Here is a 12,771-nt window from a genome sequence, read left to right as displayed (position 1 = left end):
GCGTGATGCTCGGGCGCGCGACGCTCGGGCGCGCGACCGAAGTCGACTAATGTCGCAAACATGACGCGGCGCCTGCATCCCGGTTGGCTGGTAGCGCTTTTCGCCGCGATCTTGTCGGGCAGTACCTGGATGCCGTGGCTGGGGACCGGAGAAAACGGTGGCGGCTGGGCGAACGCGATCGGGGGCGTCCACGGCAGCATCGTGCTTGCGCATGGGTTTGGCGCCGGCCAGCTCGTCGTGTTGTTGTCCTCGGCGATGCTGGTAGCCGGGGCCATGGTGGGCCGGGGCCTATCGCTGCGGGTCGCTTCGATTGCCGCGCTGATCATTTCGCTGCTGCTGGTCGCGCTCGTGGTGTTGTATTACAAGCGCAACGTCAGCCCGCACGTGTCGGCCGAATATGGGCTCTACGTCGGCGCGGTCAGCGCGCTGTGCGCGGTGCTGTGCTCGGCCTGGGCGGTGGTCTCGGCGCTAACTGCCGGTCGATCCGCTCGTTGAGTCCCAAGCCGCCGGGAACTCGTGCTTGCCCGAGGCGGTGCTGTCGCCGGGCTCGTTGACCCCGAATACGAAGGGCGCGAACACGATTTCGCGGCCATCGGGGTCACGATAGGTGACTGCTCCCGTCGCCTCCCAGTACGGGTGCTGCTCGACGGGCTGCAGGCCGGCCTGCTGTATGCGCGCGACCGCGGCCTGTTGCGCCGGCCGGTCCGGGAAGTACAGGCACAGTTGTTCGTGATCGTCCACTGCGACGTCTTCGGCGGCTTCGACGATCTCCAGCGTCAGGTTCCAGCTGGGCAGCCCGAAGATCGCTCCGTTGCTGCCGTAGCTGCCGCCGAACGTTTCAAAGAGCGGCAGGCCCACCAGGTCACGGTAAAACCGCACTGTCTCTTCGAAGTTGGACGAGCGTCGGGCGAACCGAATCGAGCCGATCGACGCCAATTGCTTGGGCCAGTGCGTGGTTCGGCGCTTGTGTGTGTCCACTAAGACTCCCATGCAGGCTATATAGGTGGCCCGGTTACACGTCCCAGCGCCGCAATTCCGCGCTGGGCACCCAAGTCGAATGCGTGCCGCTGGAAATACGTTCCGGCAATTGGAGTTTGCATATCGGACCGTCGGTGACCCGGGCCGCATCGAAGAGCAGACAGTAGGATGCATCGGCATTCAAGTCGGTGGTCAGCGTGACCAGATAGCCGTCGTCCTCGCCGTCGCTGCCCACCCGTGGTGCCATGGCGGTCTCGCTGCCGTAAACCCCGTCGCCGAATGCGATGCGCTCTTCGTTGCCGGTGTGTAGGTCGTGTTTCACCAGCCCGTCGAACAGGAACCAGCCCGGCTTGCCCGTGGCCGCGTAGGTGTAGCGGTAGTTGGCCGCCGCGTAGTCGGCGTTGATGGTTCCGAACTCGGTGATGGACTCCGACAGTTGCTCCTCTTTTACCGCGCCGGTGACCAGATTGAACCGCCACCGGTGTAGCCGGGCCTGCAGGCGATCCAACGCCAGGAAACGAAACAGCTTGTCCCACTTGTTTTCACCACCGCTCGCGCGGTCGAGCGGCTGCGGTTCCTCCTCGAAGAAGCCGTCGAGCACGATCTCGTCACCGTCTTCGTAGGCGTTGGTGAAATGCAGCACGAACGTCGGGTCCGCCTCGAACCAGCGGATGTCCTCGGTTGTGCCGCGGCGCGGGATCACCGCGAACCGGGACGGCATGTCTGGGTAGAAACGCGGCAGGTGCACGTTGTGTTCGAGCAGCGCAGGATCCCAGAAGAGCGGGAAATCGTTGAGTATGGCGTAGTTTTCGGTGAACGCCATGTCGTGGGGGAGTCGCGGTCCCGGCAGCGGGATGTCGACGTAGTGCGCCAGATCGTTGTTCTGGTCGACGACGCCGTAGCGCATGTAGGGGTCCTGCTTGCTGTAGTTGAAGAACAGCAGTTCTCCAGTCTTGTTGTCCACCTTGGGATGTGCCGATACACCCCAGTCCGACGGAAAGCGTCCGTTCCAACTCTCCCTGCCCAGCGTGTTGGCCGAGTAAGGATCAATCCGGTACAGGTCGCCGCATTGGTAGAAGCTGGTCAGGCCGATCCCGCGGTGGACGATGACGTCGGTGCTCGACGCGTCCTTCATCAGCGTGCGTGCTCCCCAGCCCTGCTCGCGCTTGGCGAATTGCACCGGCTCGGCCAATCCGGGCCACAGCGGCTCGCCCGCCTCGTTCTCCGCCAGGAAACCTTCGGTTTGGATAAAGCGGTTGCGGTAGAAGGCTTTTCCGTCCCGGAAGCCGACGACGTGTAGCATGCCGTCGCCGTCGAACGGGTGATACGTCTTGAACGAAGGATGCAACGGGTTTTCTGTGTTCCGCAGATAGACGCCGTCCAGGTCGCGCGGGACCTCGCCGTCCACGGGAATCAGGTCGTCGGCGTCCCACTCGGTAGTTTGCGGGCGCCACGGGCCGGTCCGGTAGGGGTGGTCGTCGTCTTCGGGCAGCGTCGACAGGTACTTGCCGACAATCTGGACATCCATGTTTAAACGCCTTTGCTGACCACGAAACTCACCGTGGTGGCGGTGCTTCCGCCGAAATTCAGCGTGCCGAATGTGCGCGCGTTCTCAACCTGGTAATCACCGGCGGCGCCGCTGACTTGTTTGGCCGCGTCGAGCAGCATCCGCACCCCGGAAGCACCGACCGGATGGCCGCCGCCGATCAGGCCGCCGCTGGGGTTGATGGGCAGCCGCCCGCCGATCTCGATCTCACCGTTTTCGATGGCCTTCCAGGATTCGCCGGGGCCGGTCAGGCCGATGTGGTCGATGGCCAGATACTCGCTGGGGGTGAAGCAGTCGTGCACCTCGAAACCGTCCACGTCGTCGAGGGTCACCTGCGCGCGGCGCAACGCGTCGAGCACCGCGGTCCGCACATGCGGTAGCACGTACGGATCGTCGACGGCGCGGTCGAGCTTCTGCCGCAGGCCCAGCCCGACGGTGCGATGACCCCAGCCGTCGATGCGCCCGATCGGGCGCGCGTCGGGATGGCCGCGCAGGAACGCGTCGTTGACCAGGACCAGTCCGGCGCCGCCGTCGGTCATCTGGCTGCAGTCCAACCGCCGCAGCCGGCCTTCGGTGATCGGGTTGGTCTCGTCGTCGTCGGTGATCGGGTCGGGGACGGTCCAACCGCGGGTCTGGGCATTGGGGTTGCGTCGCGCGTTGGCGAAGTTGAGCTGGGCGATGGCCTTGAGGTGTGCGTCGTCCAGACCGTAGCGCCGGTCGTATTCGTCGGCGACCTGGGCGAACATCGAGGGCCAGAGGTAGCGCGCGTCGGCGCCCTCGTACCCGGTCCAGGCGGCGGCGCCCAAGTGCTGGGCGGCGGTGTCGCCGGGCACGGTCTTCTCCAGCTCGATGCCGACGACGAGCGCGGCGTCGGAGGCGCCGGAGCGTAGATCGGCGATCGCCGCCAGGGTCGCGACGCTGCCCGACGCGCAGGCGGCCTCGTGCCGGGAGGCCGGGGTGTCCCAGAGTTCGTCGCACACCGTGGCCGGCATCGCCCCTAGGTGGCCCTGGCGGGCGAACATCTCGCCGAACGCGTTGGCGACGTGGACGACTCCGATCTCGGCGGCGCCCATCCGGGCCGTGGCCAGCGTGCCGTCGACGACCTCGGTGGTCAGCGCAGCAAAGTCGCGGTTCTCCTTGGTGAGGTTGCGGGCGAAATCGCTCTGATAGCCGCCGAGAATCCACACTCCGGTCGAGCCGTCCATACGCGGCACGGTACTCCTCGAGCAGGGCCGAGACGGGCGGTCCCGTCGGCTCTCGGGCTGAACCGACGGGACCTGGGTGGGCGTGTAGGCCGGCCGACGCGCCCACCTCCATTGGTTCATTGCCATCTGCGGCGGTGCACAAACATGTCCCCGGCGCCGGGTTTCGGATTAGAGACGCGAGTTTACCTGCGAAAATGCACGCCTTGTGACCATCGGCGCTGGGTAGCGCGCTAGGTGACCTGGATCAACTCCGGCCCATCCGGCTGGCCGGAGCCGATCAGGTTGCGGGCACCGGCGATGTCGGCGGTTCTCAGATCTAGGCCCTTGGTCTCGCGGGCGGCGATGGCGGCCACCGCGCTGACCGCCGCTGTTACAGCCAAATACCACGCGATGGGCACAGCAGACTTGTACGTGTCGAGCAGGCGGACGGCGATGATCGGCGCCAGCGAGCCGGCGAAGATCGAGGTCACCTGGTAGCCGAGCGAGACTCCCGAATACCGCATCCGGGTGGGGAACATCTCTGCCATCGCCGACGGCTGGACGGCATACATGAGGCCGTGAAATATCAGGCCGATGACGATCGCCGACATGATGACGGCGTTGCGGGCCGCTGTTCATCATCGGGTAGGCAAAGAATCCCCAGGTGCCGGCGCTGACGGCGCCGATGAAATAGATTGGGCGTCGGCCAAATCGGTCGCTGAGATGCCCGGCGAGTGGGATGACCGCGAAGTGCACGGCGTGCGCGGCCAGCAGCCACCACAGGATGATTTTGGTGTTGGCCTGCACATGCACTTTGAGATAGGACCACCGTGCCGGCCATCGACGCGGGGACCACTCGGTGGAGGTACTTGTGCCTGTCAAACCGCTTGGGCCGTAACTGGTTACGCATGGTTACCGGTCCTCGGGTACGGCACGCCGTTTTCTTAAGTCACCGGGCAGCGTATCCGACCATAGGGGTGTGCAGATATCTGGGGCGGTTGGCGCTGCTGTTGCGGGATCCGGTTGGCCCCGGGTCACAGGTGACCGGGGGATGTGTCGATTTGTCCACCTCCGAGCGACAGTCGTTCGACCGGCGTGTGCCCCCGGCGTGGGCCGGCGCCGGGGGTGCCCGTCCTTCGGCGAGTGCGTCGCAGGGTACGAGGCGGTGTTGCCAGGGGGCGAGTGCTTCTTTCTTGCATTCGCCGCATTCGCTGGAAGTCACTGTGGTGATGCTGATTTGGCGACGGCGCAGGAGTACCTGCAGGCGCGGAAGAATTCGTGGGTCGTTGAGCGCGATGTCTTGTGGATGGCCGCCGCCGTCGCGCACGACTTCCACATCGGCATCGCAGTCCCATAGTGCTAGTGACTCGCCGCTGTTGTAGCCGGAGCGATAGTGAATACCGGTGATCCCGGGGCCCGCGGGTTGGTCTTTGTAGATCGCGCGGGCCCACTGCTGTGTTAGCGAACGGGCTTCGTTGCCGTCGCCGAGGGCGGGCAGCGCGCCGATCGCCAGGGCTGCGCCTTTGGCCGCAAGGTCGAACATTGCCAGGGTGGTGGTGGGGGCGATGATGGCGACCCGGTAGTTAGGGCAGATCGCGGCGACGCCCGCCTCGCCGAAAACTTCGCACGCCGAGGTCGCCAAGTCCTCACCGACGTAGAGCACTCGTCGGCCGGTCTTGTCCACGACCGGCGGGTCGGCGGGCAGGTGGTGGTCGAATCGCGCTTTTGGCCCGTATCGCCGGAAGGTGATGCCGTCGGGGACGTGTTTGCCTCGGTGATAGACACGGCACCACCACCAGCGTGCTGAGGCGGCCGGAGGGTTCCACCTCCAGACTCGTCTCGCTTTGGGAAGGGGGTCTGAGGGTGGTCCGAGCGCTCTTACCATCCAGCCGCGGTCAGGTTGCGCGCCACACTGATGACCGACTGGCTGCCGTGGGTGATCGCTTCCTCGCGCGGGGTTCGCCCCCCAAATTCCGGGTGAGGCCGCGAGATCCATCGCGAGAGGCTCACGGGTCCGCCGGGGAAGGCCTCCTGCAGAACGTCAAGGTCGGGCAGGACGCCGGTGGTGTTGTCCGGGTCGAATTGCCAGCGAGGAAGCCGCCATTCACGGCCCATCTTGATTCCGACGAGTTTTCGCGACTCGAGTTTGTCCGTGACGCTCTGTGGGCTAATGCCCAGCAGTTCGGCGGCTGCCCCCCTGCTCAAGCTGTTGGCGGCGATGTCGCGTCGTTGCGCGAACTGGTCGGTGAGGTCGGCAACGACTGCCTCGGCTGCGCTCACCGGGTCTGGCGCCGGTCCCCAGAAGCGCTCATCGAGGCCGTCGTCCGGCGATACCGTCACGGCCTCCTCCAGCCGCACAAGCTCGGATTCGTTGGCTTCGTTGACTAAAGCCTCCAACTCGGCGCGCAACCGAGCCTTGTCATCTGAGCCAGGATCAGCCTGTGAGGGTGCTTCCTCAACTTTCTCGACCGCGATGATGGCGAGTCCGGCGTTGTGCAACGCCTGCTCGAGTTGTTCGCGTCCGGGGATGTCCCACGGCAGATTCTTCGGGAGTCGGCGAGTGCCACGGCTACCGACGGTCATGCGCTCAACTACCAAGATCCCTGCCATGTCTGCAGGATACGCAAGATATGCTACCTACGCTAGCACGGGCCGTGGTTCAGGAGGTTAGATTGGCCGTGCCGGTGAGACCACTGCGCGCTCATTCCCGAGAGACCTGGAGGTCTCCGGACTCACCGGGACGATTCAGCCAGCCTCACCACGGTTTGCGGTTGCGGTTCAGCGCTTGAGGTTTATGTTGCACTGCTCGCATACGAAAGTCTCTAGGCTCACTCGCACCATCTGCACATGCTGGCGGTGTTGAACACCTCACATTCGTTGTCGACTTCGGGGTCTGCTGCATCTTCCGTTCCCCTGCTCTGGCGGCTTCCCATTTCCGGTATTCCGCCTCAGCGCGTTCGGCTTTGGTGATCGCGCTCTGACCAGCAATCTCCCGTTTCGTCTTATTGCTGGCGGCAGGCTGGGCCAGCTGGCGGTGGTCGGAAGAGTGGTAGCGCTGCGGCTCGGTCGTTTGCCCCAGAACCTTATGCCCGAGTCCGCTGCTGCCGTGGTGGAACGGAGCCCGACCTGGAACCACAACACTAGGGCCGTAAGTCCACCCCAGAATCCGGCCCCAGCCTCACCGGCGGCAATCGTGACGACGTCTAATCCCGGCACGGACGACGACGGACGCGACGTCATCCGAGCCCATGATTTGACCAAGCTTGCCAGATGTTCTCGACCTCGTGCGCTGGGAACTGAAGATACTGCGTCCCCCGCGGAGGTAGTCGCCTTTCCGGCCTTTCTATTTCTTGTCAGCGCCGACCAGATGGGAAAGTCCAGGCGGCAGCTCTAGTTTTACTTCCGGTCCGAGGGCTGACATCCCTTTCAGGTCCGCCGGGGTAAGGAGTTTCCCTAGCTCCGACGGTGGTACTTTCAGGCGGCCAGCGGTAATCTCTGCGGCGAGGTACTCCATGATATCGGCCCTGGCGATTTCTTGGCGAGCTTGGGCCTCCGCGCCTGTCGCGGCCGCGTTGCCTGTTCGCTTACGCGCGTTCCAATCGCGTGCTATTTGCAGTACCTGAACGGTGGCTGTTACAACAATCCCACCACCGAGCAACAACAATCCGATCGGATTTTGATACGACACCTCTACTGCACGTATAGACGGTCGCAATAAATCCGGGAGGGCAGCGTCAGCGTATTTATCTAGTATGGGAGGAAGCGGAAAAAGCGGCTCTGATTGTTCGACATTTCCAAATCTGTGGATCATCTTTACAGCAGACCAAGCTAGCTTTTCGTCGGCCGGATCTAAGACATCCTTCAAGGGCTCTAATGAGGGTTCGCTAGCCGCCATCAGTTCCGCAAGCAAGGCGCGGGCAGCCGCTTCGCGTGCAATAACGATCGCCCATCGGTCTCCGAGATCAACCAGATCCCGGATGGCGTCCATGCATGAAGCAATCCGATCAGGTGACGCGCCAAGTCCTAAATCGACGGTAAGCCTGAATTGGTGCTCTTCTCCATCGGTGAAACCCGCGAATTGCTCCGGCACGTACGTTCCTGTCTGCACAGCTACCAACTTTCGGCTCGTGAAACCCGATGCAACCGCGACCCTCGCTAACCACCGAACTCCAGCTTATCGATCCGACGTCGACAAATGTGCTGAACTAGACACACCGCTGAGGTGGATGTCGTCGCCGGCGAATTCAACGCGGTAATCACGCGATTCAGAAGGGGAGCGCTAACGCGGCGTCTGGGGCAAAGTGCCCCCGGCAGTGCCCCCTGTGGAACTGACGTTCAGTTTTAGACCCCGGCAGTGCCCCCCGGCAGTGCCCCCGGCCCCCGGCAGTGTGCCCCCGGCAGGATTCGAATTTGTTAGACACCTGAGGCTGCCCGCCGCGCTGACGTGCCACTCGACCGCGACGAAATGCTCCAAGCCGAACGCGCCGGATACGTTGGGCACGGCCGCTTCGGCCGCATTCCGGTGGAAGGGTGACCCCCGTGGATGGCATACGCATTACCGCGCCACCACCCCCCTGCACGTGCGTGTGGCGATGCAACGGCAAGCGGCGCGCGTCGAGCGGCGCGACCGGCGTGACGCCGACCTACGGCGCATCGAAATACGCGCCGCAGCAGCGGCATCCACCCCGCCATCGCCGCCGCCATGCCGCAACTGCGGGACCGCCCGCTGCATCGAAAACGGCCGCTGCCTGTATTGCGGGCAAATTCAGGCGCGCAACGGGGTCCAGGTGCGCGACCGCGTCCAGGTGCGCAACGGCGGCCAGGTGCGTGAAGTGCGCCGCGACATCGCCGAACGCGCACACTGGCACGGATGCCGCCTTGAACACGCCGCCAACATCGGCGCCGTCCTGGCCGTCCGATGGTGAAACCCCAGTCCGCGCAACCACATTCACGCCCGGGGCACCATCTAAAGTCGTTGTCTAACAACGACATCCGCGCCACGGTCACCCCGTTTTTTCAAAGCGCACCGCCGCCCGGAACGGTCGCGGGCTATCCATATATAGCGAAAAAACGGGCGAAAATAGAAAAACACGGGGCGAAAACGGCCAAAGCGGTGCGCGCCACAACGCGATCAGCGTGACTAACACGATTGCGATGCGACTATCTGGTCCGAGGTCCTACTCAGCGCGGCGAGCAGTTGCCCATGACACGGGCCGGTGCTTCCGGGCAGTTAAGACTGTGGCTTGGGCGTGGACTTCTGCGCTTTCGACGTAGTCGTGCGAGGTTGACGAAGGCCCGCCGGGACGGGTGGCACACCTTTCAGCGGTTTCGGCCCGGCCTCATATCCGCCCTTCTTCTCGATGCCACCGCCGCCGGTGGCCTTCTCGACGCGCCGCCCACCGGTGCCCTGGTTAGGGTTTTGTGCCATCGTTGCTGCTCCCATCATTAACGCCGGTCAGTCTTCAACAAATTCTACGTATTCCAGTTCCGACCAGCTGATCAGAAGCCCAACCCCCAAGTACACGGGGCTGCCATGTGCATCGCTCTCGACTACGCCGTCTTCACTCACTGCGATCTGCTCGGCAATGTACAGATCTTGGTCTTCGCCGTAGGCGCTGGCGTATGACGGCTTGTACCAGATCCCCGCTTTCCACTCGTCGCTATCTTTCAGTCTGAGGATGATGTAGCCGGTGCGGTCCTTCGTGAAAAGGCGATCCCAGGCGCGGGGCTCATTTGCGCGGCCTGCGACAAAAAGCGGCAGCCAGATGAACAGGTTCTTGGGCAGCCCAAGCACGCGCCGCGGACTTGGTTTCAAGCCGCGAGCGGCTTCCATCCAGAGTCCGAATAGGTAAGGCACGACGATGTAGCCAGCCAGCCAGGCCCACCATGTCCAGGGAAAAGGTTGCTTTGGCGCTAAGAGATGGTTGACCGCGACGTGCTGATAGGCGGCGTAGCCAACGGGTGCGAGGAGTAAATGGAAAAACGCCGAGGCGGTCAGGAAGCGAAAGATCAGTGTGGCAGCGTCTGTGCTGCGCCAGGCCCAGCTTGCGCCGCGGCTCTCGCGGGCGAGGGTGTAGACGGAGCCGGGCAGGATCACAATCGCAGCGACTAAAAGTGCCTGAAACGTGGTGATCACGGTCAAAGTTCCGACGGGTAGGTGTTGTACAGCCGTTTGATTTCGTCAGCGGTAGCAATGACGCCGCGCGAAATCGTATCCGGCTGGGCGCCGGAAACGTCCCGATGCCAGGCATCTTGCGCGTCCTCCGCGTCGCTGCCCTTGACCACTTCCATGATCAACCGCTCAACCGCGATGTACGAATCGCGCATTTCGTTCGTCGGCATCGCGCGTGCGATTGCGCGAAGTTTCTGCGCGGCCACGACGGCGCGTTCAATGAATTCGCGATTCTCGTGCCATTCTTCCGGTGAAATTGTCGTTCTGAGGCGAGTGTCCTTAGCGACGTACCACACAAGCGACTGGACAGCGGTCGCGGCTTCTAATAGGTCGTCTTGCGCATCGCGGAGGTGTGAGATCTCCGCGTCACGCCGCCGTTGCGCAGCCGCCAACAGGGCCGTTTCTCTCGCGGTCGTCCGGCTGATACGGGCGGAGACATGACTAACGATCCATCCCCCCACCGCAATCCCCACCGGAATCCCGATGACGGTGAGTAAGGGGTACCAGACTGCGTTTTGCACGCTCGGTAACCTTCTCTCAGGAAATTATCTTCGCGTCGGCACCGCCGAACATTTGTAGGGCGACCGGCGCACCGGGCGAGCCCGATGCCATAAATTCCGCCGATTCCTTGAACTTGCGCCGTTCCGACTCCGCGCGCGTCGTGTCTTCGCTGGCCGCTGTGAACGCCGCGATGAGCCGTTCAAGCAAGGTCTCAGGCGAGGGCCACGCGCCAGCAACGCGCAACGCATCACCGGTGGGCGCGCCGATGAATGCGTAACCAGTTTGGCCTTCGACACTTCCGTACTCCTGAAAATACGGTTCCGCGTGCAGAAAGCGGAGTGCAGTCTGGACCGTTTGGCTGTCGAGGTCTACAGCCCGCTCAATATCGCTAACGCGGATATTTGACCGGGTTCCGCTGCCGTAGATCTTCACGGCCGCCCTGAGGACCGGTAGGTCCCGGTGGGTCCAGGTGTCGTCGGCGTCCATACTCCGAACGCTTCCACAACTACATCGGTGATCGGTGAAGGACTCGCCGGTGGTCATCGGCGCATTCGTCGGCGACTACGGGCGAGGCAGGTGCTGACTGACCCAGGCGGCCACGCTGGGCGGCATATCCCACCAACGACCGCCATAGTTGTTCGCCGATTCACGCACCGCGACCTCGTAGACTGCTTGGATGGCTTTGGCGACAACGGCGTCATCAATGTTCGGGAATAGTCGATGCCTGGCGTCCGGGTCGGCCACGATGCGCTGGGCGATGGCCTTCGCCCTGTCCTCGTCGAACGCAGCCGATGACGGATAAGCCGATCCGTGCCCTGTACCCATGGCGTCCACTATGAAGCAATACGCCAGGTCGAATTCGCACAACGTGTTGAGCGCGAGGTCATCTCGCGTGATTTCGGTCGGCAACTGTGCGTCGGTCAGGTCGGGCCGCATGGCCGGATGTTCGACCATCAACTCGCGTGCCGCGGAGATGATGAATCCGCCGCGCCGACGCCCGTGTTCGTCAGGGCCGTCGTCACGCAACTCCTCCCGGGATGCGTAGACCTGCGCATTCCGTATCCACGACGCGTAGATGTACCCGGGTTCGTGGACATTGCTCGGGACAGGTTGAAGGACTAGTGAATTGACGGTCTCCCACGCATCCAGTCTCACGGCCAAACCGCCGAGGACGTAGATGCGCTCAACGACGGCGAGACGTTTGCGGGTTGCGTCGGCGTCGAGGCTCAGCTTTTTGTAGGCCCCGCACACCTTTTCGATTGCCTCGTCGACCAGATCGCCGCGTTCGAAGTACAGGGCCTGCGCGCAGAACACGGTCCACTTGTCGAGTGCCCGGGTGAATTCTTCGACGGTGGCGGAGGGTCCGGCGGTGCCGCCGAGGGACCGGATGAATTGACGCAAGCGGACGTCGTTGCCGGATTCGAGCAGGGCGACCATCGCCGCGGCGAACGTTGATTCGTCCATGCCCATCAGCAACGGCACGTCGGTTGATCCCGGCGGGGAGGTCTGCCTCGCTGCGATGACCTCGTTCAGCAATGCTTGGGCTGTCGCGGTGGCGTCGTTGCGAATCTTCTCCGCAAACGCCGACAACACGTCCTGCCAGTGCGGATACCGGATCGGGACGTTTTCCGCGCCCTCGCGTACGAAGATCTCACCCGGGCGAAACACCGTGACGGGCTTCCCATCGGGGCCCGGGTATTGCCCGAGTTTGCTGAACGGGATCGGCAGGCCGTCGGGGTTCTTGACATAGACGAGCATGACCTCGTTGCCATCGTCGAGGTCGTGGATCTGGACGATTACGTAGATCGACGCCTCGATGTATCCGCGGATTAGGGTGCCCAACCGGGAGCCGTCGAACCGGCTCCGGTCGGGGATTGTTCCGGTCGGCATACACGGTTTTCCGTCGTCATCGACGCCGATCAAGATGTAGCCGCCGAGCGGGCGGCTGGCCATGGTCACAGCGTCCTTGATGAATTTCAGGCGGTCCGCGGGGTCGTCGAGATCCACCTTGGCTTTGAGGTCCAGGTGGGTTTCTTCCGGGTTCCCGAGAAGTTCTTCCAGCTTCTCGGGATCGGTCCTGCCGTCAGGAACGATCATCCGTGCTCCCGATGTCAACCCTGCGTCGAGCGTGACGGGCGCGAGCGTACTCCTCGCATCGGGCGGTTGCCGCTATCGGCGAGTTCGTGGCGGCGCGATATCATGGCGGCGTTCCCCGAGGCCTCCGGGTTGCACGGTTGTCGCACGCATCTGCGTTTGTGCTGCTCAAAAGGTGCCGCCGGCAGTGCCCCAGGCGCAGTGCCCCCGGCAGTGCCCCCGGCAGTGCCGGCAGTGTGCCCCCGGCAGTGTGCCCCCGGCAGTGTCTGATTCCACGACATAGTTGACAGATGTCT

Annotated in this window: 13 protein-coding genes and 1 pseudogene; 2 read left to right on the top strand and 12 right to left on the bottom strand. The window is 63.6% G+C overall.

The window, feature by feature from the left end; translation table 11 throughout:
- The first annotated feature begins 60 nt into the window (after positions 1–60).
- A complete protein-coding gene (locus JO236_RS02490) occupies positions 61–495 on the top strand; it encodes a hypothetical protein (RefSeq protein WP_293324270.1) in 435 nt (144 codons plus the stop codon).
- On the opposite strand, the gene JO236_RS02485 is transcribed toward JO236_RS02490, so the two are convergent.
- From JO236_RS02485 to JO236_RS02455, 7 genes and pseudogenes are all read right to left on the bottom strand, one after another.
- A complete protein-coding gene (locus tag JO236_RS02485; protein ID WP_293324267.1) occupies positions 469–990 on the bottom strand; it encodes a VOC family protein in 522 nt (173 codons plus the stop codon). The two genes, JO236_RS02490 and JO236_RS02485, sit on opposite strands and share 27 nt — an antisense overlap.
- Positions 991–1,012: 22 nt before the next feature.
- Positions 1,013–2,506: a carotenoid oxygenase family protein gene (locus tag JO236_RS02480; RefSeq protein WP_293324264.1), complete on the bottom strand. Its 1,494-nt coding sequence runs from the start codon at positions 2,504–2,506 to the stop codon at positions 1,013–1,015.
- Positions 2,507–2,508: 2 nt separating this feature from the next.
- Entirely contained in the window at positions 2,509–3,729 is a 1,221-nt protein-coding gene (locus JO236_RS02475; RefSeq protein WP_293324262.1) for an acetyl-CoA acetyltransferase, read from the bottom strand.
- A gap of 230 nt (positions 3,730–3,959) precedes the next feature.
- Positions 3,960–4,533 (bottom strand): annotated as a pseudogene (locus JO236_RS02470) (MFS transporter); the annotation flags it as partial.
- Between the two features lie 124 nt (positions 4,534–4,657).
- On the bottom strand, positions 4,658–5,593 hold the full coding sequence (locus JO236_RS02465; RefSeq protein WP_293324259.1) for an RES family NAD+ phosphorylase: 936 nt from the start codon (positions 5,591–5,593) through the stop codon (positions 4,658–4,660).
- Positions 5,587–6,318, bottom strand: coding sequence for a helix-turn-helix domain-containing protein (locus JO236_RS02460; RefSeq protein ID WP_293324257.1), 732 nt, complete (start codon positions 6,316–6,318; stop codon positions 5,587–5,589). Before JO236_RS02460 ends, JO236_RS02465 begins: the two co-directional genes overlap by 7 nt.
- Positions 6,319–7,051: 733 nt before the next feature.
- Positions 7,052–7,798 carry a hypothetical protein gene (locus JO236_RS02455; protein WP_293324254.1) on the bottom strand — a complete coding sequence of 249 codons (747 nt, stop codon included), beginning with the start codon at positions 7,796–7,798 and terminating at the stop codon, positions 7,052–7,054.
- Positions 7,799–8,300: 502 nt separating this feature from the next.
- Between JO236_RS02455 and JO236_RS02450 the strand changes: the two genes are divergently transcribed.
- The gene (locus JO236_RS02450; RefSeq protein ID WP_293324251.1) at positions 8,301–8,633 is read left to right on the top strand and encodes a hypothetical protein; all 333 of its coding nucleotides are present in this window, start codon (positions 8,301–8,303) and stop codon (positions 8,631–8,633) included.
- A 305-nt stretch (positions 8,634–8,938) separates the two neighbouring features.
- Here JO236_RS02450 and JO236_RS02445 read toward each other — a convergent pair whose 3' ends face one another.
- From JO236_RS02445 to JO236_RS02425, 5 genes are all read right to left on the bottom strand, one after another.
- Positions 8,939–9,136 (bottom strand): hypothetical protein, encoded by a 198-nt coding sequence (locus JO236_RS02445; protein ID WP_293324248.1) that lies wholly within the window; start codon positions 9,134–9,136, stop codon positions 8,939–8,941.
- Between the two features lie 27 nt (positions 9,137–9,163).
- The gene (locus JO236_RS02440; protein WP_293324335.1) at positions 9,164–9,844 is read right to left on the bottom strand and encodes a DUF6338 family protein; all 681 of its coding nucleotides are present in this window, start codon (positions 9,842–9,844) and stop codon (positions 9,164–9,166) included.
- Between the two features lie 2 nt (positions 9,845–9,846).
- Positions 9,847–10,401 carry a hypothetical protein gene (locus JO236_RS02435; protein ID WP_293324245.1) on the bottom strand — a complete coding sequence of 185 codons (555 nt, stop codon included), beginning with the start codon at positions 10,399–10,401 and terminating at the stop codon, positions 9,847–9,849.
- A gap of 16 nt (positions 10,402–10,417) precedes the next feature.
- A complete protein-coding gene (locus JO236_RS02430) occupies positions 10,418–10,867 on the bottom strand; it encodes a hypothetical protein (RefSeq protein WP_293324242.1) in 450 nt (149 codons plus the stop codon).
- A gap of 75 nt (positions 10,868–10,942) precedes the next feature.
- Complete coding sequence (locus JO236_RS02425; RefSeq protein WP_293324239.1) at positions 10,943–12,478, bottom strand: helix-turn-helix domain-containing protein; 1,536 nt, start codon at positions 12,476–12,478, stop codon at positions 10,943–10,945.
- Between the last annotated feature and the right edge of the window lie 293 nt (positions 12,479–12,771).

This window comes from Mycobacterium sp. (assembly GCF_019247635.1).
Classification (GTDB): Bacteria; Actinomycetota; Actinomycetes; order Mycobacteriales; family Mycobacteriaceae; genus Mycobacterium.
This window is presented reverse-complemented; position numbering and strand designations above follow the sequence as displayed.

Coding starts and splice junctions, on each gene's coding strand:
- JO236_RS02490 (WP_293324270.1), top strand. CDS start 61: ATGACGCGGCGCCTGCATCCCGGTTGGCTGGTAGCGCTTTTCGCCGCG.
- JO236_RS02485 (WP_293324267.1), bottom strand. CDS start 990: ATGGGAGTCTTAGTGGACACACACAAGCGCCGAACCACGCACTGGCCC.
- JO236_RS02460 (WP_293324257.1), bottom strand. CDS start 6,318: ATGGCAGGGATCTTGGTAGTTGAGCGCATGACCGTCGGTAGCCGTGGC.
- JO236_RS02450 (WP_293324251.1), top strand. CDS start 8,301: ATGCAACGGCAAGCGGCGCGCGTCGAGCGGCGCGACCGGCGTGACGCC.
- JO236_RS02445 (WP_293324248.1), bottom strand. CDS start 9,136: ATGGCACAAAACCCTAACCAGGGCACCGGTGGGCGGCGCGTCGAGAAG.
- JO236_RS02480 (WP_293324264.1), bottom strand. CDS start 2,506: ATGGATGTCCAGATTGTCGGCAAGTACCTGTCGACGCTGCCCGAAGAC.
- JO236_RS02465 (WP_293324259.1), bottom strand. CDS start 5,593: ATGGTAAGAGCGCTCGGACCACCCTCAGACCCCCTTCCCAAAGCGAGA.
- JO236_RS02425 (WP_293324239.1), bottom strand. CDS start 12,478: ATGATCGTTCCTGACGGCAGGACCGATCCCGAGAAGCTGGAAGAACTT.
- JO236_RS02475 (WP_293324262.1), bottom strand. CDS start 3,729: ATGGACGGCTCGACCGGAGTGTGGATTCTCGGCGGCTATCAGAGCGAT.
- JO236_RS02430 (WP_293324242.1), bottom strand. CDS start 10,867: ATGGACGCCGACGACACCTGGACCCACCGGGACCTACCGGTCCTCAGG.